The sequence below is a fragment of the Mesorhizobium sp. M0058 genome, assembly GCF_040323095.1.
Classification (GTDB): Bacteria; Pseudomonadota; Alphaproteobacteria; order Rhizobiales; family Rhizobiaceae; genus Mesorhizobium.
In genome coordinates this window covers 39,166-61,946 of record NZ_JAMYUQ010000017.1, presented here as the reverse complement: position 1 = coordinate 61,946, position 22,781 = coordinate 39,166, and the positions used below count along the sequence as shown (strand labels likewise).

General features: G+C 64.1%; 23 protein-coding genes and 2 pseudogenes. 11 read left to right on the top strand and 14 right to left on the bottom strand.

The features are described from left to right. Positions 1-32: 32 nt before the first annotated feature. Entirely contained in the window at positions 33-785 is a 753-nt protein-coding gene (locus tag NKJ75_RS26385; protein ID WP_023685489.1) for a DUF899 domain-containing protein, read from the bottom strand. A 390-nt stretch (positions 786-1,175) separates the two neighbouring features. Here NKJ75_RS26385 and NKJ75_RS26380 point away from each other — a divergent pair, with 390 nt between their 5' ends. Together NKJ75_RS26380 and NKJ75_RS26375 are read left to right on the top strand one after the other, a co-directional pair. After that, positions 1,176-2,396, top strand: coding sequence for a hypothetical protein (locus NKJ75_RS26380; protein ID WP_023834511.1), 1,221 nt, complete (start codon positions 1,176-1,178; stop codon positions 2,394-2,396). Between the two features lie 29 nt (positions 2,397-2,425). Further along, positions 2,426-3,058 carry a Vgb family protein gene (locus NKJ75_RS26375; protein WP_023715140.1) on the top strand — a complete coding sequence of 211 codons (633 nt, stop codon included), beginning with the start codon at positions 2,426-2,428 and terminating at the stop codon, positions 3,056-3,058. 52 nt (positions 3,059-3,110) lie between these two features. On the opposite strand, the gene NKJ75_RS26370 is transcribed toward NKJ75_RS26375, so the two are convergent. After that, a complete protein-coding gene (locus NKJ75_RS26370) occupies positions 3,111-3,416 on the bottom strand; it encodes a hypothetical protein (protein WP_023689804.1) in 306 nt (101 codons plus the stop codon). 284 nt (positions 3,417-3,700) lie between these two features. Here NKJ75_RS26370 and NKJ75_RS26360 point away from each other — a divergent pair, with 284 nt between their 5' ends. Beyond that, positions 3,701-4,045 (top strand): PQ-loop domain-containing transporter, encoded by a 345-nt coding sequence (locus NKJ75_RS26360; RefSeq protein WP_023685493.1) that lies wholly within the window; start codon positions 3,701-3,703, stop codon positions 4,043-4,045. Between the two features lie 37 nt (positions 4,046-4,082). Here the strand turns inward: NKJ75_RS26360 and NKJ75_RS26355 are convergent, their stop codons facing one another. Continuing rightward, positions 4,083-4,814, bottom strand: a complete 732-nt coding sequence (locus NKJ75_RS26355) for a DUF2270 domain-containing protein (RefSeq protein WP_023673885.1) — start codon at positions 4,812-4,814, stop codon at positions 4,083-4,085. Between the two features lie 239 nt (positions 4,815-5,053). Between NKJ75_RS26355 and NKJ75_RS26350 the strand changes: the two genes are divergently transcribed. Beyond that, positions 5,054-7,348, top strand: coding sequence for a cation:proton antiporter domain-containing protein (locus NKJ75_RS26350; protein ID WP_352500367.1), 2,295 nt, complete (start codon positions 5,054-5,056; stop codon positions 7,346-7,348). A 30-nt stretch (positions 7,349-7,378) separates the two neighbouring features. Here NKJ75_RS26350 and NKJ75_RS26345 read toward each other — a convergent pair whose 3' ends face one another. After that, complete coding sequence (locus NKJ75_RS26345) at positions 7,379-8,587, bottom strand: MFS transporter (RefSeq protein ID WP_023735437.1); 1,209 nt, start codon at positions 8,585-8,587, stop codon at positions 7,379-7,381. Between the two features lie 247 nt (positions 8,588-8,834). On the opposite strand from NKJ75_RS26345, the gene NKJ75_RS26340 reads away from it, so the two are divergent. Continuing rightward, on the top strand, positions 8,835-9,263 hold the full coding sequence (locus NKJ75_RS26340; protein ID WP_155922514.1) for a VOC family protein: 429 nt from the start codon (positions 8,835-8,837) through the stop codon (positions 9,261-9,263). A gap of 95 nt (positions 9,264-9,358) precedes the next feature. Here the strand turns inward: NKJ75_RS26340 and NKJ75_RS26335 are convergent, their stop codons facing one another. Further along, complete coding sequence (locus NKJ75_RS26335) at positions 9,359-9,946, bottom strand: dihydrofolate reductase family protein (protein WP_023834508.1); 588 nt, start codon at positions 9,944-9,946, stop codon at positions 9,359-9,361. Between the two features lie 132 nt (positions 9,947-10,078). Here NKJ75_RS26335 and NKJ75_RS26330 point away from each other — a divergent pair, with 132 nt between their 5' ends. The 3 genes and pseudogenes from NKJ75_RS26330 (at position 10,079) to NKJ75_RS26320 (ending at position 11,684) form a co-directional block, all read left to right on the top strand. Next, on the top strand, positions 10,079-10,495 hold the full coding sequence (locus tag NKJ75_RS26330) for a winged helix-turn-helix transcriptional regulator (protein WP_023727056.1): 417 nt from the start codon (positions 10,079-10,081) through the stop codon (positions 10,493-10,495). A 108-nt stretch (positions 10,496-10,603) separates the two neighbouring features. Further along, positions 10,604-11,173 (top strand): annotated as a pseudogene (locus NKJ75_RS26325) (flavin-containing monooxygenase); the annotation flags it as partial. A gap of 55 nt (positions 11,174-11,228) precedes the next feature. Continuing rightward, positions 11,229-11,684 (top strand): NAD(P)/FAD-dependent oxidoreductase, encoded by a 456-nt coding sequence (locus NKJ75_RS26320; protein WP_352500393.1) that lies wholly within the window; start codon positions 11,229-11,231, stop codon positions 11,682-11,684. Between the two features lie 58 nt (positions 11,685-11,742). On the opposite strand, the gene gcvA is transcribed toward NKJ75_RS26320, so the two are convergent. Continuing rightward, complete coding sequence (gcvA, locus tag NKJ75_RS26315) at positions 11,743-12,642, bottom strand: transcriptional regulator GcvA (protein ID WP_023743899.1); 900 nt, start codon at positions 12,640-12,642, stop codon at positions 11,743-11,745. 117 nt (positions 12,643-12,759) lie between these two features. Here gcvA and NKJ75_RS26310 point away from each other — a divergent pair, with 117 nt between their 5' ends. Then, entirely contained in the window at positions 12,760-13,464 is a 705-nt protein-coding gene (locus NKJ75_RS26310) for an SDR family oxidoreductase (RefSeq protein WP_023715144.1), read from the top strand. Between the two features lie 31 nt (positions 13,465-13,495). On the opposite strand, the gene NKJ75_RS26305 is transcribed toward NKJ75_RS26310, so the two are convergent. From NKJ75_RS26305 to NKJ75_RS26275, 7 genes and pseudogenes are all read right to left on the bottom strand, one after another. Next, a complete protein-coding gene (locus NKJ75_RS26305) occupies positions 13,496-14,398 on the bottom strand; it encodes a carbohydrate ABC transporter permease (RefSeq protein WP_023673469.1) in 903 nt (300 codons plus the stop codon). A 1-nt stretch (position 14,399) separates the two neighbouring features. Then, positions 14,400-15,299 (bottom strand): carbohydrate ABC transporter permease, encoded by a 900-nt coding sequence (locus NKJ75_RS26300; RefSeq protein WP_444849008.1) that lies wholly within the window; start codon positions 15,297-15,299, stop codon positions 14,400-14,402. Positions 15,300-15,440: 141 nt separating this feature from the next. Continuing rightward, positions 15,441-16,766: an ABC transporter substrate-binding protein gene (locus NKJ75_RS26295; protein WP_023693796.1), complete on the bottom strand. Its 1,326-nt coding sequence runs from the start codon at positions 16,764-16,766 to the stop codon at positions 15,441-15,443. A 39-nt stretch (positions 16,767-16,805) separates the two neighbouring features. After that, positions 16,806-17,890 (bottom strand): annotated as a pseudogene (locus tag NKJ75_RS26290) (ABC transporter ATP-binding protein). A 195-nt stretch (positions 17,891-18,085) separates the two neighbouring features. After that, complete coding sequence (locus tag NKJ75_RS26285; protein ID WP_023743900.1) at positions 18,086-18,676, bottom strand: DUF922 domain-containing Zn-dependent protease; 591 nt, start codon at positions 18,674-18,676, stop codon at positions 18,086-18,088. Between the two features lie 53 nt (positions 18,677-18,729). Further along, positions 18,730-20,007, bottom strand: a complete 1,278-nt coding sequence (locus NKJ75_RS26280; protein ID WP_023743901.1) for a D-tagatose-bisphosphate aldolase, class II, non-catalytic subunit — start codon at positions 20,005-20,007, stop codon at positions 18,730-18,732. Beyond that, on the bottom strand, positions 20,004-20,990 hold the full coding sequence (locus tag NKJ75_RS26275) for a tagatose kinase (protein WP_023834506.1): 987 nt from the start codon (positions 20,988-20,990) through the stop codon (positions 20,004-20,006). The genes NKJ75_RS26280 and NKJ75_RS26275 overlap by 4 nt, the downstream gene beginning before the upstream one ends. A gap of 210 nt (positions 20,991-21,200) precedes the next feature. Between NKJ75_RS26275 and NKJ75_RS26270 the strand changes: the two genes are divergently transcribed. Both NKJ75_RS26270 and NKJ75_RS26265 read left to right on the top strand, forming a co-directional pair. Beyond that, positions 21,201-21,830 (top strand): glutathione S-transferase family protein, encoded by a 630-nt coding sequence (locus tag NKJ75_RS26270; RefSeq protein ID WP_023834505.1) that lies wholly within the window; start codon positions 21,201-21,203, stop codon positions 21,828-21,830. Between the two features lie 149 nt (positions 21,831-21,979). After that, positions 21,980-22,213 (top strand): hypothetical protein, encoded by a 234-nt coding sequence (locus NKJ75_RS26265; protein ID WP_081726147.1) that lies wholly within the window; start codon positions 21,980-21,982, stop codon positions 22,211-22,213. A gap of 67 nt (positions 22,214-22,280) precedes the next feature. On the opposite strand, the gene NKJ75_RS26260 is transcribed toward NKJ75_RS26265, so the two are convergent. After that, positions 22,281-22,778 carry a GNAT family N-acetyltransferase gene (locus tag NKJ75_RS26260; RefSeq protein WP_023685888.1) on the bottom strand — a complete coding sequence of 166 codons (498 nt, stop codon included), beginning with the start codon at positions 22,776-22,778 and terminating at the stop codon, positions 22,281-22,283. Positions 22,779-22,781: the final 3 nt, after the last annotated feature.

Here is a 22,781-nt window from a genome sequence, read left to right as displayed (position 1 = left end):
AAACCAAGCTGGATGGGCGCCGCTCCAGGTCCTTACTTGCCGTCCTTGTTGCGGAACGCGGCTTCGCCGGCCGCCGACACTTCCTCCCACGTCTTGTCGGGCGCGGCGTCGTAATTGTCGTGCCAGTTCCACCAGCTGTAGAGCTCGGTCTGCGGATAGCCTTCGGGCGAATCCTCCCAGATTTCCTGGCGGCCGAGCGGCGTTGCGTCGAGGTAGCTCCAGACCGTGCCCATCTGCTCGTCGCCGCGGTTGTTGATGAAGTAGGTGCGATACACTTTCTTGCCGTCCTGGATGAACACGTTGTGGCCGTGCCATTCGTCGACGCCGAAATCCTTGTCGAAACTGTCGGTGATTGTGTACCAGGGCATCTCCCAACCCATCCGCTGCTTCAAGCTGGCAATGTCGGCCTGCGGCGCGCGGGAGGCATAGGCAAGCGTGGTGTTGCGGGCGTTGAGATGGGCGAGATGGCCGACCTGGTCGGCGCCGAGCGAACAGCCGCGGCAGGCATGTTCGGGCCAGCCGTGGACGCCGGGTTCGTAGAAGGCGCGGTAGACGATCAACTGGCGCCGGCCCTCGAACAAATCGAGCAGGCTCGCTTTGCCGTTGGGACCTTCAAACACATAGGGCTTGTCTACTTCCATCCATGGCATGCGCCGGCGCTCGGCCGACAGCGCGTCCCTGGCGCGCATCGTTGCCTTTTCCTTCACCAGCATCTTTTCGCGCTCGGCTTCCCATTCCTGCCTTGAAACGACCGGTGGGGTCTTCATTGCCACGTGCTTGGTCATTGCTTGTTTCCTTTGCCAGTTGTTGAGCCGTTGTGGCTTGTCGTTGCCTGTTGATCGTGAGGCAGGCTAGGGCCGCGAGGCGGCGAGGGCGGAGTTACAAATGTGACGGCATTTGCAGGCGGGCCACCGCAGCAGGGGTGGCGAGGCCGCACGGTGGGCTCGAAGTCCTCGGAAGCAGGCATGGTCGGTTTTTCCTTATTGAGAAGCTTAACACGACTGTCTGAGATGCTCAGGCTAGCGAATGCGAATATTGCCGTCAACGCAGGCCTGGGCGTCTTCAACCAGTCCAGATGGCTAGGTCGCCGTCCGCGGCTTGCTGCTTGGCGGTGGTGACTTAAGTTAGGGCCGATTAAGGGGAGCGGTGGGAGTTACAAATGTGACGGGATTTGCATGGACTCGCTGATCACCGCGGCAGGGCTGGCGCTGGCGGCGGGCAATCCGCTGGCGGCACTCGACCGCGTCGCCTTGCGCGAGGATGCCCCGGCGCTGGCGTTGCGCGGCATTGCCATGGCGCAGCTCGGCGATTTCCATCGCGCCAAAGTACTGTTGCGTAGGGCCGGCCGTGCCTTCGGTCCAAAGGAGGCGGTGGCGCGCGCCAGGTGCGTTGTCGCCGAAGCCGAGATCGCACTTGTTTCGCGTGATCTCGGCTGGCCGTCCAAGGCGCTCGACGCGGCGCGGTCGACATTGGAAAAGCATGGCGACCGGCTGAACGCGGCGCATGCCGGGCATCTCAAAGTGCGCCGCCTGCTGCTGATCGGCCGCCTCGACGAGGCTGAAGACGTGCTGGCTGGGCTCGATCCGTCGCCGCTTCCGCCGGCCTCACGCGCCGCGCATGAACTCGCGGTTGCCGGCATCGCCATGCGGCGCCTGAAGACGAAGGCCGCGCGCGCAGCCCTTGAGTGGGCGCGCCATGCCGCCCGCCGGGCCGGCATTCCGGGTCTCATGGCGGAGGTCGACAGCGCCTTCCTGGCGCTGGAGACGCCGGCGGCGCGGCTGATCGCAGGCGGCGAGGAGCATCCGCTGTTGCTCGAAGAGGTCGAAGCGCTGCAGGCGTCGCGCGCGCTGGTCGTCGATACGTTCCGCTATATCGTGCACAAGCAGGAAACAACGATCTCGCTGGCAACGAGGCCGGTGCTGTTTGCGCTGGCGCGCGCGCTTGCCGAAGCCTGGCCGGCGGATGTGCCGAGGGCGACGCTGATTGCCCGCGCCTTTGGCGGCCGGCATGCCGATGAATCGCATCGCGCCAGGCTGCGGGTCGAGATCGGCCGGCTGCGCGCCGAATTGCGGCCGCTGGCGGGCATAGGCGCGACCAGCCAGGGCTTTGCGCTAAAGCCGCGCGAAGCAGGCTCCGTGGCGGTGCTGGCGCGGCCGATCGAGGAGCGGCACGCCGCGGTGCTGGCCTTCCTGGCTGATGGTGAATCCTGGGCCAGCTCGGCGTTGGCGCTGGCGCTGGGCGCCGGACAGCGCAGCGTACAGCGGGCGCTCGAGCAGTTGGCCGAGACCGGCAAAGTGCAGTCCTTCGGCCACGGCCGGGCGCGGCGCTGGATGACGCCACCGGTCGCTGGTTTCACGACCACCTTGTTACTCCCGTCGCCGCTGCCGAACGGCTAGGAAAGGTGACCATGATCGAGGACCAGGACATGAAACATTCAGCAGCGGAAATCCTGCGCGAATACGGGCCCTTTCCTGATGTCGACACCGTGCACGGCGTGAGCTTCGACGGACAGAATGTCTGGTTTGCGACTGGCGAGCGGCTGACCGCCTTCGATCCGGCAAGCGGTGAGACGCTGCGCTCGATCGATGTCGCCGCCCATGCCGGCACCGCCTATGACGGCCGACATCTGTTTCAGCTCGCCGGGGACCGCATCCAGAAGATCGACCCGGATACCGGCAAGGTGCTCTCCATCATCCCGGCGCCCGGCGGCGGCCGCGATTCCGGCATGACCTGGGCCGAGGGCACGCTCTGGGTGGGGCAAAACCGGGAGCGCAAGATCCACCAGATCGATCCCGAGACCGGGAAAATCCTGCGGACCATCGACTCAAACCGCTTCGTCACCGGAGTGACCTGGGTCGATGGCGAGCTCTGGCACGGCACCTGGGAAGGCGACCAGAGCGATGTCCGGCGCGTCGATCCGCAAAGCGGAAAGGTGCTGGAACGGCTCGACATGCCGGCAGGGGTGGGCGTTTCCGGGCTCGAATCCGACGGCGGCGACCGCTTCTTCTGCGGCAGCGGCCCCGGCGGCATGGTGCGATCAGTGCGTCGGCCGAAGTAAGGCCGTCAAGTATTGGGCCGGCAGCATATTTCCTACGGTCATCCCGCCGAGATCATATCCCGGAGCCGTCGAGCAGCGGGACGTCTTCGCCTTGCCACGGACTTGGCATTGAAGCCCGGCTCAGATTGGCCGTCGGCAGCGGCATCCAGCATTTTAACTCCGGTTCGGGGTATTCGATCACCCGTCCTGGCGACGAATCGGAAGAGCGCCAGCCCTCCGTGCCGAACTGGTCGGCGCGCGACCAGTAAGCGAGGTCGACCTCGGCCGGCCCCTGTTCCGATGGCCTGACCGTGACCAGGATGCGGCTGCCGTCCTTGGGCGCGCTCGCCATGTGCCGCCAGCGATCGGGTTCGTCCATTCTCATGTCCTCCTGCACGTTGCAGGGATAGTCGCCGCGCTCTTGGCAGCGGTCAACCCGAACTTTGCCCAAGCACGAGATCTGTTTAGTACTCCCGCGCCGTCGGCCGAAACAGGATCTGGTTCATGTCGACCTCGTCGGGCTGGCTCACGGCGAACGCCCACATGGCGAAAGAATCCGGGTGCCGGGCCGCAACAGGAAAATCAAAGCCGGCATGTGAACGGGCTCACATGCCGCCACTGCAAGGAACGCTATGGGACGTCCGGCCATGACAGGGGTTTCGGATGACACTTGCAGATCTGTCTTTTTATCTCTTCACTATTTTCAATGGCTTGCGCGTGGTGTCCTACCTGCCGCAGATCGTGCGGGTGGCCCGGGACAGGCACGGGGCGTCGGCGATTTCCTACGCGACCTGGCTGTTGTGGACAGGCGCCAACGCCACGACGGGACTCTACGCCCACATCAATCTGAACGATCCCGCTCTGGCGGCGATCAACTGGCTGAACGCCGTATGCTGCGTGCTGGTCATCGCGCTCACCGCCTACAAGCGCCATCGCGCACGGCTTCCGGTTGAGGAAGCCGCAAGCCGGTCGGAAGCGACCGCTCTGTTGGTCGACAATGTCTGCTGAAGATCACCGCGGCAGATTGCGCTTTTCGAGGCCGCTCTCAGACATGCACGGTGCCATGCGAAAGCTCGCCCTCGTCGCTTGAGATGAGGAAAGCGGCTGCGAGCAGGCCGACATAGAACAGCCCGACCATGCACACGACATAGATGCCTGGAACCGGGCCGAGCTGCGCCACGCGCGCGGCGTCGAGAAATGACGCGCCCAAGCCTATCGGCGACCCTTCGCGCTGCAGACTGGGCGTCGTGATCTTCAGCACCCACGCCAGCATCAGGATCGTGTACATGAAAATGTAGTTGCGGCGCAGCCGGCGCACCAACGCCGCGCGTTGCGAGATCAGGAAGCGCGGCGAACGCAGGCCTTCGCCGACGATGGCCAGCCAGTTGGAGGCGTAGTCGGGCTGCGGCGAGAAGATCTGCGCGAAATAATAGCGCTCGAACTGGCGCACCCTGGCCCGGTAGACATCGAAGAAACGATAGCGCCGCGCCTCGATCCATAGCAGCAGCGTGGTCAGCAGCATGGCAAAGAGCAGCACCCCGTGATGGGCGCTGGGCGTCGAGAGTGAGACTGAGAGCATGGCGGCGACGACAGTAATCGCCCAGTTGCTGGTACGGTCCAGCCGGTCGCGCCAGCCGGCCATGCGGGCGATTTCGGCGCGGTGGAAATGCGACATGGTGGCCACGAATTCCGATGAGGTGAGCTTCAGCGCGAACGCATCAGAGGCCCGCGGCGCTGCAGCCGCTTCGTCGGTTTTCACGGTCTTGACCTGGGACATCCCTTGCCACTCGCCTCCCAACGCCATGGCCGGCCGAAACGACGCCGGTCATCCCCATCCGCGCAACGCGCAATCGGTTGAAAATGTTCCGTCGCCGGCCCGGGTCTCGGCGGTTTATCCGCAGTCAGATAGGCCCGTTATGCGATTCAGGTAAGGAGGAACCTGCGGCGCGCTAAGGGAGCGTGGCGTGCAACCGATCTCGCCCTCAAAACGTTATACCGGGCACAATGAGGGGGTGCATGTCCTTCGTGGTCAACCGGCGCCGGTCGGTCGCGCTTGCCGCGGCAGCTTTCGCATTCATGCCGGCCGCATCGTTGGCAGCCGAAAAGACCGGCATGTCCAGCGAGGGCATTTTCGTTCTCGAAATCCTCCTTCTGCTTCTCGTCGGCCGCGGCATCGGCGAGTTGCTGGAGCGTCTCGGCCAGCCGGCGGTGATGGGTCAGCTCATCGGCGGCATCCTGCTCGGGCCATCGCTGCTCGGCTGGCTATTGCCGGAAGCAGAACGCGTGATCTTTTCAGGCGACGCCACCCAAAAGAGCATGATCAGCGCCATCGCCCAGCTCGGCGTGTTGATGCTTCTGTTGCTCACCGGGATGGAGACGGATCTGCGGCTGGTGCGCAGGGTCGGCCATGCGTGCTTTTCCATCTCCGCCGCGGGCGTCGCCGTGCCTTTCGCGCTCGGCTTCACCGCCGCGCAGTTCATGCCGGCCTCGCTGCTGGCCGACGGAACCGAGCGCATTGTCGCCGGTCTCTTCCTCGGCACGGCGCTGTCGATCTCCTCGGTCAAGATCGTCGCCATGGTGGTGCGCGAGATGAACTTCATGCGCCGCGATCTCGGTCAGATCATCGTCTCGTCGGCCATCATCGAGGACACGATCGGCTGGGTGATCATCGCCATCACCATCGGCATCGCCACCAAGGGGCGCATCGAGCTCGGCAGCCTTGCCTTCACCATTGTCGGCGTCGCCGCCTTCATGGGGTTTTCCTTCACGATTGGCCGCCGCATCGTCTTCGACGCCATCCGCTGGACCAACGATACGTTCCGCAGCGAATACGCCGTCGTCACCGTCATTCTCGCCATCATGGGCGCAATGGCGCTGATCACCGATCTGATCGGCGTCCACACCGTGCTCGGCGCCTTCGTCGCCGGCATACTGGTTGGGGAATCGCCGATCCTGTCGCGTCATATCGAAGGGCAATTGCGCGGCGTCATCATGGCGCTGTTCATGCCGGTTTTCTTCGGCGTCGCCGGCCTTTCGGCGGATCTCACAGTGCTTGTCGACCACGAGCTTGCGCTACTCACGGCCGCTTTGGTGCTGATCGCCAGCTTCGGCAAATTCGCCGGCGCCTTCATCGGCGCCGAGCTTGCCGGCATGAGCCGCAAGGAAGGCATCGCCGTCGGTTGCGGCATGAACGCGCGCGGCTCGACCGAAGTCATCGTCGCCTCTATTGGCCTGTCGATCGGCGTTCTGTCGCACAATCTTTTCACCATGATCGTGACCATGGCCGTCATCACCACGCTCGCCATGCCGCCGACCTTGCGTTGGGCACTCGGCCGCTTGCCGATGGGCGAGAACGAGAAGAAGCGTCTGGAGCGCAAGGAGATCGACCAACGCGGCTTCATCGCCAATCTGGAACGACTGCTGGTGGTGACCGATGAGGGCGTTGTCGGCCGCTTTGCTGCTTACCTCGCAGGAGTCGTGGGCGCCGGCAGGCCGACGACGGTGCTGCATGCCCGAGGCGAGGGGGAGGAGGCCGAGCCCGGCACGGATGCGAAGCTCGAGCCGATCGAAAAGGGTGCCGAGGACAGCCGCGAGGCCGCCAGGAGTTCGGACGAGGAGCTGGCCCGCGCGGCGCCTGTCACGCGGCGCCACGAGGCCGAGCTTTCGGCCGAAACGGTTGCCAAGGAGGCGCGCAAAGGCTATGGGCTGCTGCTGATCGGGCTCGGCCGCGCGGTCACGTCGAAAGGTGGGTTTGCCCGCCGCATCAACGAGATCGCCGGCGCCTTCGAGGGCCCGCTATGCCTGGTGCTGAAGGCGACCGGCGCCGGCCGCCAGATGCCAAGGCTAGGACCTGAAGGCGGGAAGATTCTGGTTCCGGTCAACGGCACCGCGATCGCCCGCCGGGGTGCCGAAATGGCGCTGGCGATTGCAGCGGTCACGGGTGCGCGGGTCAAGATACTTTATGTCGCGCGCGTCGGCCGCGACGAACCGCGCGACACTGTCTCGCATCGCCGCAGGGAGGCGGTGCTGAAGGATACCGTCGCACTAGCCGACCGCTATGGCGTCGAGATCGAGACGGCCATCCGCAGCCGGGCCGCCGCCGCCGATGCCATTGCCCGCCAGGCCGGCAGGGGGGCGGCGCTGATCGTCATGGGCGTGGCGCGGCGCCCTGGCGAGGAACTCTTCTTCGGCGAGACGACCACCGGCGTGCTGCAGCGCTGCCAATGCCCGGTGGTGCTGATCTCGGACGCCAGGCTCAGCCGCGACGACGAGGGCAGAGAAGAGCTGCGCTCGGGAACGGGGACAGGGTGATGAGTATTTCCCCTCGAGGGGAAATTTCGCTCATGCCGCCTGCAGCCTCTCTCGGCCGGGCTGCGGCGGGAAGGCGATGGCGATGCCGGCAGCACCGAGGCCGATCAGCGCCGAGCCGATGAACAGCCAGGAATAGCTGGCATAGGCGTCGAAGATCATGCCGCCGGCGAGCGGGCCGAACGACATGCCGAGGCTGGACAACAGGGTCGCGGCGCCAAGTATCGTGCCGATGATGCGTGGCCCGAAATAGTCGCGCGCCAGAACCGCATAGAGCGGCATGACGCCGCCATATGTGGCGCCGAAGATGATCGCCAGGAGATAGAACTGCTCGAGATTGCCGACGGCGAGATAGGCGGCGATCACCACCGCCTGGATGGCGAGGCCCACGATCAGCACCGGCTTGGCGCCCAGCCTGTCGCCGAGCACGCCGTAGAGCACGCGCCCGCCAAGGCCGGCAAGGCCCTCGACGCTGTAGATCGACACGGCTGCCATCGGCGCCACGCCGCACGACATGGCATAGCTCACCATGTGGAAGATCGGCCCCGAATGCGCCGCGCAACAGGCGAAGAAGGTCATGCCCAGCACCAGGAATTGCGGCGAGCGCAACGCCTGGCCGACTGACATGCCGGGGGCCGCGGCAGGTGCGGGCGCGCTGCCATCCGCTGCCGCGACCGCCGCCGACGGCTGGAGCACCAGGAAGACGGCCGGCAGCAACAGCACCCAAGCCATGATCCCGATGTCGAACATGGCGGTACGCCAGTCATAGGCCGTGATCAGCCAGCGTGCGAAGGGCGAAATGGTCATCGGCGCCACGCCCATGCCGGCCGAGACCAGCGACACGGCCAGGCTGCGATGGGTCTCGAACCAGGCGGTGGTCAGCGCGATCATCGGCGCGAAGAAGGCGCTGGCCGCCAGCCCGACGATGACGCCATAGCTCAGCTGGAAGACCAGCAGCGATTGGGCTCGGCTTGCCACCACCAGCGACAGACCGAGCAGCACCGCGCCGGCAAAAACCACCGGGCGGGCGCCGACACGGTCATAGATGGCGCCCCAGGCGAAACCGCCTGCGCCCATCACCAAGAAATTCAGCGTCATGGCGCTGGAAATGCCGGTTCGCGACCAGTTGGTGTCGAGCGCCATCGGCTCGAGAAAGATCGCCAGCGAAAACATCGCGCCGAGCGCCACACAGGTCATCAGCGCGCCGCACGCGACGATCACCCAACGGTAGGAACTGTTCATGCTCTTCTCCCGAGATCGGTTTCGATGCGGCGCCACTCGCTCCAGCTCCGTTGCGCCGCTTGCGTCCGAAGGACGTTGGCGGGATTTCGAATCCGACAATCCGGTTGCATTTTTTATCCGGTCTGCGCGGAAGTCCATCCGGATATGACAAAAGCAGGGGCGTAAGGCTGCCAAGCGCGCCGACAAGATAGACTGCCGAATTGACGAGCCGCTCCGCGGCACTAGCTTTGTGGTCTCGCGACGGGAGATATCGCTCATGGAACTGCATCGCGGCCGCCTCATCGACCACGTCCAGCTGGTGGTCAGGGACCTCAAGGCGAGCCGGCGCTTCTATGAAGCCGTCTTCAAGGTGCTCGGCATTCCGATCGGCGGCGAGGCCGAGGACTATTTCTGGGCCGACGAGCTGTTCATCTCAAGCCTCGACAGCCGGGCGGCGAGGGGACAGCTGACCGGGCGCCATCATCTGGCCTTCCAGGCCAGGGACAAGGCCATGGTCGATGCGTTCTACAAGGCTGGCCTCGATGCCGGCGGGGCCGACAATGGCGCGCCGGGTGAGCGGCCCTACCACCCCGGCTACTACGCCGCCTTCCTGCTCGACCCCGACGGCAACAACATCGAGGCGGTGTTTCACGGGCCGGCAAAGCGAAGTGCCGCTTCGGTCGAGATCAATTTCTAGCGCAGGTTCACGAGGAGCGGGTTGCGGTGATCCGTCCGGAGTTCTCGCAAAAACAAAGAGTTGAAGCGGTCCACGGATTCAATCTCTGAACTGCTTCACATTGCCGGCGCGTAGCGGTTCACCACCATTCCGCAGGCATAGGCTTTAGAGCCGAGCAGGCGCAATTTCAGGAAGCCGCCACAGTCGAAAATCCGCTCGCCGTCGCCCAGCGCGGCCGGATTGATGAACAGCTGGAACTCATCGACCAGTCCCGCTGCAATCAGCGCCGAGGCAAAGCCGGCGCCGCCGAATACCGCCATGTCGCCTTCACCTTCAGCTTTCAGCGCCTTGACCTCGCGCGGCAGGTCGCCGCTGGCAAGCGTCGTGCGCTCCCACCGCGATGCCGCGAGCTTGTCGCTCAGCACCACCTTGCGCGCCTCGACGATGCGCTGCGCAAAGGCGTAGAAGGGATCGCGCGGATAGTTTTTTGCCGCATTGCCCCAATGGGTTAGATAGCCTTCTTCGGCCATCTTGCGGCTGAGCAGAATGGTATCGATGCCGGCGAACACCGCGTTGAAATCCTGCTTCAAGTCGTCGTCCCACGGGCAGTTGGCGCCCCATTCCCAGAGCTGCCAGTGCTCATCGCCGGCCGCGCCGACAAAACCGTCGACCGATATCTGCATCTGCAGGATTAGTTTTCTCATCGTCGTTCTCCTGAGCTCTGGTGTCACCAGCGCCAGGTCAGGCGGCGTTGGTTATTGCTTTACTTTCGGAACCATTGACATGAGTGAAAAATGATGTCAATAGTAAAGTGATTTAAAAATGGAAGCATTTAAATGTCGACCAGGGAAAGATCCGGCTGCCCCATCAGCCTGTCGCTCGAATTGCTCGGTGACCGCTGGACGCTGCTGATCATCCGCGACATGATTTTCGCGGGAAAAAGGCACTTCCGGGAGTTTCTGCTATCAGGCGAAGGCATCTCGTCGCGCACCCTGGCCGAGCGGCTGCAGACCTTGCAGGATGAGGGCATTGTCACCAGAAGCGACGACCCCACGCACAAGCTCAAGGCGATCTACAAGCTGACGGAGGCGGGCATCGACCTGTTGCCGGTGCTGGCGACGCTCGGCGCCTGGGGCAGCAAGTACCGCAACGCCGATGACGAGCTGGCAAGGATCGCCGACGAACTGGCGGGGGGCGGCGAGGCGGGCCTGGAGCAGATAAAGAAGAAGCTGCGCGCCGAGCATATCGGCTAGGGAGCAACGCCAGCCCTCCCTTCGCGGCCGGGATGCTGCGCAACGGGTGACTTGTCCCGCCTGCGCCTCTGCGCATAACCTCTGCCAACCCGGCGGGAGGAGAATCGCTTGGACACCACTGTCGTTATTGTCGGCGCCGGGCCTGCCGGCCTTGCGGTCGGTGCCTGCCTGAAGCGGGCAGGAGTGGATTTCATCCTGCTCGAAAGATCGCAGGAGATCGCGCCCGCCTGGCGGCGGCACTATCGGCGACTGCATCTGCATACGGTCAAGTCGTTCTCGTCGCTGCCGTTCCTGCCCTTTCCCAAAAACTATCCGCGCTACGTGCCGCGCGAACTGGTGGTCCGTTACCTCGACGACTATGCGGAAAAATTCGATCTGCGCCCGCGCTTCGGCATAACGGTGAAAGCCATTCGCCGTACCGACAGCGGTTTTCTGGTCGAGACAGGTTCGGACAACCTGAAGGCGCGCCATGTCGTCATCGCCAGCGGTAACAATGCCGAGCCGATCGTCCCCCGGCTCCCTGCCATCGAGGCTTTCAAGGGCGAGGTGCTGCACAGCGCCGACTATACGCAAGCGGCGCCCTTTGCCGGCCGCTCGGTGCTGATCGTCGGCATGGGCAACACCGGCGCCGAGATCGCGCTCGACTTGGCGGAAAGTGGCGCGCGTCCGACCATTTCGGTGCGCAAGGGCGTCCACATCGTGCCGCGCCAGCGTCGGCATCGCCAGCCGGCCAATGCCGCAGGCGCTGAACGAGTGGATGTTTCCGATCATCCTCGATTTCGCGCTGGGCAAGCTCGAGAGATACGGCATCGTCAGGCCGAAGCAGGGCATCCTGCAACAGATCGACGAAGTCGGCCGCATCCCGGTCATCGACGTCGGCACGGTCGACGCCATCACCAAAGGCGCCATCAAGATCGCACCCGACATAGCGGGCTTCACCGAGCGCGGCGCTGCGTTCACCGACGGCAGGCTGGAAAATTTCGACGCCGTCATCCTCGCCACCGGCTATCGCCCGGGCTACGAAAAGTTTCTGCCCGTGGAATTGCAGCCGGAGCGCAGTGGCGTCAACGCCCGCGCCTCGCAACTCGGCCTCTACCTCGTCGGCTTCTACAATCCGGTCACCGGTCTGCTCAGGGAAATTGGACGCGAGGCGAAGGCAGTGGCGGCCGACATTGCTCGGCGAGGCTGAAAGGGGCGGCGTCGGCCAAGCTGCGGATCTCCCGCCTTGCGGGGAGATCGGCTATCTATCACAGCCGCGCCGCATCGCCCTCATCCAGCAGCCATTGCCGCACGGCTTGCGTCGGTTCTGGGTGCCGTTGCTTGCGCGGCATCACGACATAGAAATCGTGCGTCCCACGCATCTCCGCGTTGATCGGCTGCACCAGCCGGCCGGCGGCAATGTCGGCAGCGACGAGGAAACGGCTGGCCAGTGCGATGCCTTGGCCGGCAATGGCGGCGTCGATGGCTAGGCCTGTCTGGTTGAAGCGCATGCGTTTGGCCCCGGTGGCCATCCTCAGGCCGAGCGCTCTCTCCATGAATTCCGGCCACAGATTGTGCGCGTCGTGCAACAGGACATGATGCTGGATATCGGCCGTCGCGATCTCGTTCGCCTCGGTAGGCAGCAGGGCAGGGCTGCAGATGGCGACGATCTGCTGTGGGAACAACAGGTCGACCATCAGGCCGGCGCCGAAGGGCGGGCGGCCTTGCCTGACCGCAATGTCGACGCCGTCGGCCTGAAAACTCGACAGGTTTTCGCTGGCCAGGATTCGCAGATCGACGAGCGGGTTGTGCGCGACGAACTCCGGCAGTTTCGGGATCAGCCATTTGGTGGCAAAGCTCGGCGTGACGCTGATCGTCAGCCGCGCCGGTTCGGGCCGCAGCAGCAAGGTGGCCTCCGAGATCAGCTCGAAGGCGCGGCGGATGTTGGGCATATAGGCGCGGCCCTCATCGGTCAGCGCCAGGCCGCGCGGCAGCCGGTCGAAGAGTTTTGTGCCGAGATCGGCCTCCAGCCCGCGTATATGCTGCGCCACCGCCCCTTGCGTCACGTTCAGCTCCTGCGCGGCGATGCGGAAGTTGAGATGACGCGCGGCGGCTTCGAAGGCACGCAGCGCATTCAACGGCGGCAGGCTCAGGAAGGCTTCGGGCATGCAGGAGTTTTTCTACAGCTTGATTTCAGGCTTTCTGGTTCGAACCAGATGGCAAGACCGGCTATATCATCCTTTGAAGTCGCGAGACACACGCCGCAAAACCCCAAGGAGAGAAAAATGAGTGTAGAAAAAGTGGCAGTCGTCGTCGCGGGTGGCAGCGGTATGGGCGCGGCGGCGGCCAAGCGGCTGGCGGCGGACGGGTTCAAGGTCGCGATCCTGTCGTCCTCCGGTAAGGGCGAGGCTCTGGCCAAGGAGATTGGCGGCCTCGGCGTCACCGGCTCCAACCAGTCGAATGACGATCTGCAGCGGCTCGCCGACCTGACGCTCGAGCGCTTCGGCCGCATCGACGTGCTGGTCAACAGCGGCGGCCACGGGCCACGCGCGCCGATCCTCGAAATCACCGACGAGCAGTGGCACACCGGTCTCGACGTCTATCTGATGAACGTCATCCGGCCGGTGCGCATCGTGGCGCCGCAGATGGTCAAGCAGAAGGCCGGCGCCATCATCAACATCTCGACCGCCTGGGTGGTCGAGCCGAGCCCGATGTTCCCGACATCCGCCGTGTTCCGCGCCGGTCTTGCCGCCTACACCAAGATCTTCGCCAACACCTACGCCGCCGACAATGTGCGCATGAACAATGTGCTGCCCGGCTGGATCGACAGCCTGCCGGCCACCGAGGAGCGCCGCGACAGCGTGCCGATGCAGCGCTACGGCACCTCGGAGGAAATTGCCGCGACCATCGCCTTCCTCGCTTCCGAAGGTGCGGGCTACATTACCGGCCAGAACATCCGCGTCGACGGCGGCATCATCGGCGCGATCTGACCGCGCCGGTCGCCTCGCGTGAGCCGGCGCGTCACTCCTTCACCGCGCCGGTCATCGACGAGACATAGTGCTCGACGAAGAACGAATAGAGCACCACCACCGGCAGCGAGCCGATCAGCGCTCCCGCCATCAGCGCCCCCCATTCGTAGACGTCGGAGCGCACCAACTCGGTCAGCACACCCACCGGCACGGTCTTGTTTTCCGAGGACTGGATGAATGTCAGCGCATAGATGAACTCGTTCCATGACAGGGTGAAGGCGAATATGCCGGCGGAGATCAGGCCGGGCACCGACAGCGGCAGCACGATCTTGGTGAGGATCTGCCACCGGCTCGCTCCGTCTATCAGCGCGCATTCTTCCAGTTCGAACGGGATGGAGCGGAAGTAACCCATCAACAGCCACGTGCAGAACGGCACCAGGAAGGTCGGATAGGTAAGGATGAGCGCGAAGGGCGTGTCGTAGAGCCCGAGGTTGAACACCATCACCGACAGCGGAATGAACAGGATCGAGGGCGGCACCAGATAGGCGAGGAAGATGCCGAGGCCGACCTGCCGCGCCCCGGAGAAGCGCAACCGCTCGATCGCATAGGCGGCGAACACCGACGCCAGCAGCGACAGGAACGTGGCGGCGGTCGAGATGATGATCGTGTTGAGCAGCCAGCCCGGATAGGAGGTCTCGAACAGGAGATAGCGGATGTGCTCCAATGTCGGATGCACCACCCAGAACGGATTGAACTGCGCATAGTCGGTCATCTCGAGATTGGGCTTAACCGCCGTGATCGTCATCCAGTAAAACGGAAACAACAGCACGAAGACGAACACCAGCAGCGGCAGATAGACCGTCACCACGCGGCGCGGCAGGCTCTGCAGGTAGCCCATGCCGCCTTCGTCGATATCCCCACGTTTCGCCTTCCTTGTCGCGGCCGTCTTGACCATGTCAGTCTCCGCCGCCTTGTTGCCATTTGCGGCGTTGCAGGCCGAAATAGCTGAACAGGATCGCCGCCAGCAGGAACGGGATCATGGCCACCGCGATGGCCGCGCCCTCGCCAAGCTGGCCGCCGGAAATGCCGCGCTGGAAAGACAATGTCGCCATCAGATGCGTGGCATTCACCGGTCCGCCCCGGGTCAGCACGTAGATCAGCTGGAAATCGGTGAAGGTGAAAAGCACCGAGAAGGTCATGGTGATGGCGATGATCGGCGTCAGCAGCGGCAGAGTCACATAACGAAACAACTGCCAGCGACTGGCGCCGTCGAGCGTGGCCGCCTCGTAGAGCGACTGCGGAATGGTCTGCAGGCCGGCGAGCAGCGTGATGGCGACGAAAGGAATGCCGCGCCAGACGTTGGCGGCGATAACCGAAGCGCGCGCATTCTCCGGATCGCCGAGGAAATTGATGCGGTGGTCGATCAGGCCCATTTGCTGCAGCGCCCAGGACAGGATGGAGAACTGCGAATCGTAGATCCACCAGAAGGCGATGGCTGACAGTACGGTGGGCACCACCCAAGGCAGCAGGACTATCGCGCGGAAGAACGATTTGAACGGCAGGTTTTCATTGAGAATGAGCGCCAGCCACAGGCCGAGCACGAACTTCAGGATCGAGGCGCTGACCGTGTAGAGCAAGGTGTTGAAGACGGACAGCCAGAAGACGGCGTCACTCCACAGATACTGATAGTTCTCGGTGCCAATGAAGATGCCGGGGCGGCCGATACGGGCATCGGTGAAGCCGAGCCAGACGCCCAGCCCGAGCGGATAGGTCAGGAAGACCAGCAGCAGCGCCGCCGCCGGCAGCATGAAGCCGAAGCCCAGCGCGTTGCGGCTTTCGGAGATCCGCGAAAGCATCGACGGACGCGGCTGGGCGGCAACGGACGGCACGGCCATGAAGGGCTCCTCATCGGGGAATCAGGTCACGGCGTCAACGGCCGCCATGGGATTGTGCGACGGGCCGGGCAGCGCACTAGACGCTGCCCGGCGGTGCCGTGATCAAACGCGGTAGTAGCGGTTGGCGCGCTTCTCCGCCTCCTCCATCGCCTCCTGCGGCGTCGCCTGGCCGGTCACCGCCTTGGCGAACATGTCGACCAGGACATAGTCGGCCATGGTCGCCGCCGAGGCATAGCCGAGCGGCCCGGCATAGCCGTTGGGGCGCAGCGTCGCCGAGGCCTTGGCATAGGCGGCATTGTTCGGGTCGGCCGTCCACACTGGATTGTTGTCGAAGGCCTTCAGCGTCTGGCAGCAATAGCCCGCCGAGGAGGTGATCCAGTCGGTCATCTGCGGATCCTCGAACATGAACTGCAGATAGGCCTTGGCCGCATTGGGGTAGGGCGTGTAGTTGAAGATGACGGCGGTGGTCACCTGGAACAGTTCGACCGATTTCCCGACGGGACCGATCGGCAGGTTGGTGGTGCGGATGTCCTTGGCGATCTCAGCCAGCTTCGGATCGTTGTCCTTGTTGATCTTGGCCGTATTGTAGGCGGAAATGCCGTTGGCGATGACGCCGAGTTCGCCGGCCAGGAAGGCGCGGTTGTTATTGACGTCGAGCCAGCTTTCGGTCCCGGGAATGAAGGTCTTGTAGAGTTCCTGCGCGTATCCGATCGCCTTTAGCGTCTCGGGGCTGTTGATCGCCACCTTGCCGCTCTCGTCGACCATCTGGCCGCCATGGCTCCACAGCAGCCAGTGCGCGTAATTGTTGCCGTCGCCGACGCCGTGGCCGTGCGTGAAGCCGGCCGGATGTCCCTTCGCCTGCAACGCCTTGCAAAGCTCGAGGAAGCCTGCCGTGTCCTTCGGAAATTCGGAGAAGCCGGCCTCCTTCACCCAGCTTTCGCGATAGACGATGGCATTGCCGATCGTGGCCAGCGGCAGGCCGACGAACTTGCCGTCCCGCGTCGCATATTGCTTTGGTCCGTCGTGCCAGCCGCCATATTTCGAGCCCAGATACTCGCCGAGCTCGGTCACGTCGTGCAGCTTGTCTGGATATTGATGCGGGTCGTCGAACCAGACGAACATGAGGTCCGGGCCGGAACCGACATTGGCGGCGACCGCTGCCTTGGGGCGAATGTCCTCCCAGCTTTCCTTGTCGACACGAACCTCGACACCTGTCGCCTCGGTGAAGCGCTTGGTGTTGGCCAGCCATTGATCCTCATCGCCCTTGACGAAGGGCGACCAGCGCAGCAGCCGCAGCTTTGCGCCTTCCTCGGGCTTGTATTTCAAGCCCTCCTGGGCAAAAGCCGGCGAGCCGACGAACCGGCTTCCCAGAGCTCCCGCCGCGGCACCTGCGGTCGTGCGGATTACATCGCGTCTCGTGAATTTCATGGTCGTCTCCTCCGGTTTATCTTCCTTGCTATGCGGTCCTTACCATCCGTTACGCGTTTCAAATCGTGTTCCAGTCTTGCCGTCAAAGAGATGAATCAGGCCAGGCGCGGCAGAGAGCCGTATGGATTCGCCCGGTGTGAAGGCATGGCGTTCGCGGAAATTGGCGACGATCTCGTCGCCGCCGGCGGTGCGGCCGATGATCTGCACTTCCGACCCGGTCGGCTCGACCACCGCGACGGTGATGGAATGCCTTGGTCTGACGATAGCCGCAAATGCTCGGGCCGTATTCCCAGCACCACCGGATGACCGTTGCCAACGGCCGGCGCGCCGGCCAGCGGCACGGAAATTCCCCCGGCGCCGCGAAAGGACGGAGACCCGTCGGTGACGATCTCGCCCTTGATCAGGTTCATGGCGGGCGAGCCGATGAAACTGGCGACGAAGAGATTGTTGGGCCTGTCGTAGAGCTCCAGCGGCGGTCCGATCTGTTCGACGATGCCGTCATGCATGACGACGATCTTGTCGGCCATGGTCATGGCCTCGATCTGGTCGTGGGTGACATAGACTGTCGTCGTCTTGAGCCGCTGGTGCAGTTCCTTGATCTCGGCGCGCATCTGCACCCTGAGCTTGGCGTCGAGATTGGAGAGCGGTTCGTCGAACAGGAAAACCTGTGGATCGCGCACGATCGCCCGGCCCATGGCGACGCGCTGGCGCTGGCCGCCGGAAAGTTGGCGCGGATATCGCGTCAGCAATGGCACCAGCCCGAGGATTTCGGCGGCGCGCTGAATGCTGGTAGCGCAATCGGCCTTCGAAACACCTTTGAGCATGAGCGAGAACGCCATGTTCTCGGCGACCGTCATGTGCGGGTAGAGCGCGTAGTTCTGGAACACCATGGCAACGTCGCGCTCTTTCGGGGCAACGTTGTTGACGACCCGATCCCCGATGGCGATCTCGCCCCGAGAAATCTTTTCCAGGCCGGCGATCATCCTGAGAAGGGTCGATTTTCCGCAACCCGACGGGCCGACCAGCGTGACGAATTCGCCGTCATCGATATCCACACTGACGCCATGCAGGACCTCGACGGTCCCGAACGATTTGTAAACGTCGCCGATCGCGACAGACGCCATCGATCTCCTCCCGAATGCTTCTTGCGACGCCCCGAAGGAAACCGCTCCTCTCCCGCCTCGCGACCGTCTCCCATTCCCCGAACAGGTCGCGCGACAATCAGACGGTAGCGCTACCAAGCCTGCCTGTAAAGCGGCCATGCGGCCGGTACTCTTGTCGTTCGGAACACTCGGCGCTATGACCGGCACACCGGCAAACTACCTCCCATTCACAAAAGCCAGCACCAGCTTCTGCAGGTTTCCGCCGGGGCCGAATTCGACTCGGTCGAAGTCGCGGCTCGCCTGCCGCTGTGCCAGCGAGATCTGGGCGAGTTGCCTCGTCAGCTCGGTTCTGATCTTGCTGCAGCCGGGGTCATCAGTAACGGTCAGGCCGACGCTCACCGCCTCGATCTTGCGCACCATCTCGGCGATGGCTGCGCCATGCACTCTCTCGTGGGCGGCGAGCCCGGCGATGAACACCGTCCAGTTCTTCTGGACGGAAGCCGGCAACGGTTCGGCCGGCTTCGGCAAGGTGTAGGTGATGATCAGTTTCGGCCGCGCCGACACCAGCTCGCAGGCGTCGCCTTTCGGCCTGTAGTCCCTGGTCCAGGTCAGCTTGAAATTGGTGTGCGCGATGACCCGGCCCTTGCCGAGCAAGGGGCCGGCTTCGCCGATCGCGGCATAGAGTTCCGGGCCGGTCCGCCCTGCGATGGCGTAGGTCTCGACCTTTTCGACCGGCTTCCAGTCGGCGCGTGCCGGCGACGCCAGCAGAGAGGCCGCGAACAGGAGAAAGAACATGGCTGGTTTCATGGAAACGTCAGAGACACTGGGCTGAGGCAAAGATCAACCCGGCGCAAATGCACTCAGGTCCCACGGCAGGCCGCGTCATAGTCGGCCAGCACCTGATCGACAGCTTCGAGAAGGATAGCCTCGGGATTGCCCGCCGACCCGAGTTCGGCCGGCAGCGCCGGCAGGAATTGCCGCATCAGCGTTTCGGGAATGGCGACCCCGTCCAGCGCCTTGCGCAGGCGCTCGACGGCCGCGACAGCGGTGGGGTTGCTCCAATAATAGCGGATGCGGTCGCTGTAGCTGTAATGCCGCTGCACATAGAGCTCTGCTTCGTTGCCGTGATAGTGGCTGTGCCAATGGCCGGGTGCTGCCAGCATCGCGCCTTCCATGGTCCGGGCGAGCGACCGGTCGCCATAGTCCCTGGCCATTTCGGATGCTATCAGGTCGAGCCCGTAAAGCGCCTCGCGCAAGGCGAAGGTCAGGCCGGGGCCGACCTTGAGGATGGGAAAGCCGTTTGCGACCAGCGCGGTCAAAGCCGCACGGCTCTGGTAGTCGGTCGAATGCGCCTCGTAGACGAGCGACGGCTGCTCATCGAGCAAGCCGGTCAGGCCCTTGGATTTCTCGGGCGCGTAGGCGACGACGTTCTGGCTGCCGAATTCCACGCCCGGCTGCACCACCACGGCCATGACGCGGCCGAACGCCTCGGTCAGGCCTTCGCGGGCAAAGATCTCCCGGTGAACCTCGATCGTGCGCCTCGCCGCCGCCGCCTCGGTCGGCTTCAACTCGCTGATCGCATGGTCGACGCCGCCGGGGGCGGGAACTTCGGTGCCGATGATGTAGACCGGCAAGGTGCTGCCTGCGGCGTGCGCGCCCGTTTCGGCCGCCTTTGCCAGCCGCGCCGCCCGGGTGGCGATGGTCTCGTCGTCAAGCGCCGCCGGCTCGCCGGCGCAGCCCATCGATGCGTCGAGATGGATCTTGGTGAAGCCGGCCGCGATATAGGCGCCGACCATGGCCTCGGCCTTGTCCATCGCCTGCGCCGCCGGCTCTGCGCGCCACGGGTTCGGTCCCAGATGATCGCCGCCGAAGATGATGCGCGAGGCTTCCAGCCCCTCGCGGCAGGCGATCTCCAGCACGAAGGCGACGAACAGCGCCGGGGTCATTCCGGTATAGCCGCCGAACTGGTTGACCTGATTGCAGGTTGCCTCAATCAGCAGGTTTTTCTCCCTGTCGGCAACGGCGCGCCTGATCGCCGTCTGGATCACCAGCGGATGCGCGGAGCAGATCGAGGTGATGCCGTAGGGCGAGCCGTTTTTGCGCGCGCTGGCGAGGCCTGCAAGCGGGTTGGCGCTCATGTCCGTCTCGCTGTTCCCTTGATGAATTGGTCAAGCGCATCGAAGCCGGCGGTGCCTTCCATCGGGCCGCGCCGGGTGACGTTGCGGGCGCCGGCGGCATTGGCATAAAGCAGCGCCTTGCCGGGCTCCATCCCCTGGCGGCGGCAGGTCAGGTAGGTGGCGCCGAAACAATCGCCGGCGCCCGTCGGGTCGACTTCCTCGACCTGAAAACCGGCGCAGTCGGTCCTGGCGCCCTCGGCGCCGAACCAGGAAGAGCCGTCAGCACCGCGCTTCAGCACGATCTCGCCGACGCCCCTGGCAAACAGCGCCGCCACCGCCTGATGCTCGTCATCGACGCCCGCCGTAGCGAGCAATTCGTCGCCGGACGGCAGCAGCAGGTCGGCATCGTCGATGAGTGCGGAAAACAGTGCGCCGTCGGAGCCGTCGATCAGCTCCTTGCGCACATTCGGGTCGAATGAGGTCGAGCCGCCGCGGGCACGAACCGCCTGCACTGCGTAGCTGACGATCTCCTTCAGCCCTGCCACCGACAGCGTCGATCCCATGATATGCAGATGGCCGGCCCTGTCCGCCAGCAGGCGCGCAGCAGTGGTCAGGTGGATCTGCCCGGCGGCGGATTCGGCGATGTTGTAGACGAAGTCCCTGATACCATCGGGCCGGTAGCGCACGAAGGCGCATCCCGTCGGGAAGCGGTCGCTGATATCGACGGCTGAGACGTCGACGCCGTCGAGCTCCAGCCTGTCCAGGTTGAGCGTGCCGAAATCGTCGCGGCCGACGCAGCCGATAATGCCGGCGCCGCCTCCCAGCCGGGCGACCTGATCGATGAAGATCGCCGGCGCACCGCTGGGGAATGGCCCGACAAGCGACTGCGGCTCGAGGAAGCCGAAACCCAGTTCCGTCGCCATGATCTCGACCAGGATTTCGCCGGCGACAATCGTTGGCCCCACGCCCTCGGCGGCGATCTCGCTTCGGCGCGAAAGGCTCATGCTTGCGATTCCTCTCACACGCAAACTGATTGCTTGCCCGCGCAGTTATCCGACGCAAATGTTTATCGGGTAAATCGCACATACAGCGAAGTCAATAAAACTCTACATGCGTATAGTTTATCTGTTTCCGCGCGTACACATTGCAGGATTCGGGTGGCTGGGATCGTGGCACCGTGCAAAACAGGCGTCGACCGCAGCGAAAGGACAGCCATGCTCACGCTTCATGATTATTTGCCGTCGCAAAACGTTTGGAAGGCGAGGGTCGTGCTCGGCCTGCTCAACATTCCCTATGAAAGCCGCCTGGTGTCGATTTTCGAGGGCGAGAGCCACACCGACGCCTTCCTGAAGCTCAACCCGGCCGGCGCCGTTCCTGTGCTCGAACTCGAGGATGGCCGTGCGATCGCCGAATCGAATGCGATCCTCATTTATCTCGCCGAAGGCACGCCCTTGCTGCCGGCGGATCGCTATGTCAGCGCGAAAATTATGCAATGGCTGTTCTTCGAACAGTACCATGTCGAGCCGGTCATCGGCTCCCTGCGCTTCTGGACGCTGGCCGGAAGGCTGGAGCGCAACCAGGCGATGGTTCCGGCCAAGCGCGAAGCCGGCGCCCGCACGCTGGCAGCGCTGGAGCGCAGCCTGAACGACACGCCGTTCCTTGTCGGCGACACGCTCACCATCGCCGACATTGCTGTCTATGCCTACGGCCACCGTGCCGAAGATTGCGGCTTTGCGCTGGCGGCTTATCCGGCGGTCCTCGCCTGGACGGACCGGGTGCGCGACGCCATCGGTCCCGGCTATCCCGTGCATCTCTACAGCATCGATCCGCACTCGGCTGCTTGACGGCAAAAGGCGCGCGCGTTCACCTTGCTTAGTCGAAAAGAAGACCCAGATTCTGCTTTGTCGGCGGTTTTTACTCGCAATCCGTTGGCTGGATGGCCGGGTCTCGGCGTCATCTCGACGACCGGCCGGCACTTAGCATGGAGGTGACCATGACACGCAACGACATCATTTCGGTGTTGGGGCCGGTAGACGAGGCGGTCATAGCCGACATCGCGCTGACCGGCGCCACCCTTGAAGAACTGCGCGAGGCGTTCGCCTGGCTCAGTGCCGACGAGGCGCTGGTCAACGAGGGTCGCCCCTTGCCGGGAACGAAGGTGGCGCGGCTGATCGAAATCCTCGATATGCCGGACGACGAGGACGGCCACCAGGCGGTGGCGCAGTAGGCCGTAGGCGTAGGGTATCGGTCTGCGCCACCTTATTCCCCTATTCCCTACGGCCTATTCCATTCCCTTACGCCCTCGACAGCAGCCGGCGCATGATCAGCGAGGCGTGGCCGCCAACGCCGTGCGCGGCCGTGTGGCGCTCGACCACTTCGAAACCGTGCTTGCGATAGAAGGCGATCGCCCGGTCGTTGCCCTCGATCACTTCCAGCGCAATGCTGGGGATGCCGGCATGCGCGACAAGCACCGCGTGCAGCAGGTCGGTGGCGAGCCCGCTGCCGAACTCTGTCTTGTCGATGTGCAGCCGGTCGAGCAGGACATCGCCACGATCGTCCATCGCCGCCATCGCGTAGCCGGCGATCGAACCGTCCGGCCGTTCGGCCACGAACGACATCTTGTTGTCGTCCGCAAGTTCCTCGGCCAGCCGCTCGGGCGCATGCTTGTCGTCGGAGAGCCGCGCAGTGGTCTCTGGCCCCATTATTGCCGAATAGGTGCGCCGCCAGGATTCCCCCAACAGCCGCGACACCGCCGCTATATCTTTCTCGGTCATCGCCCTGATCTGAACCATGGC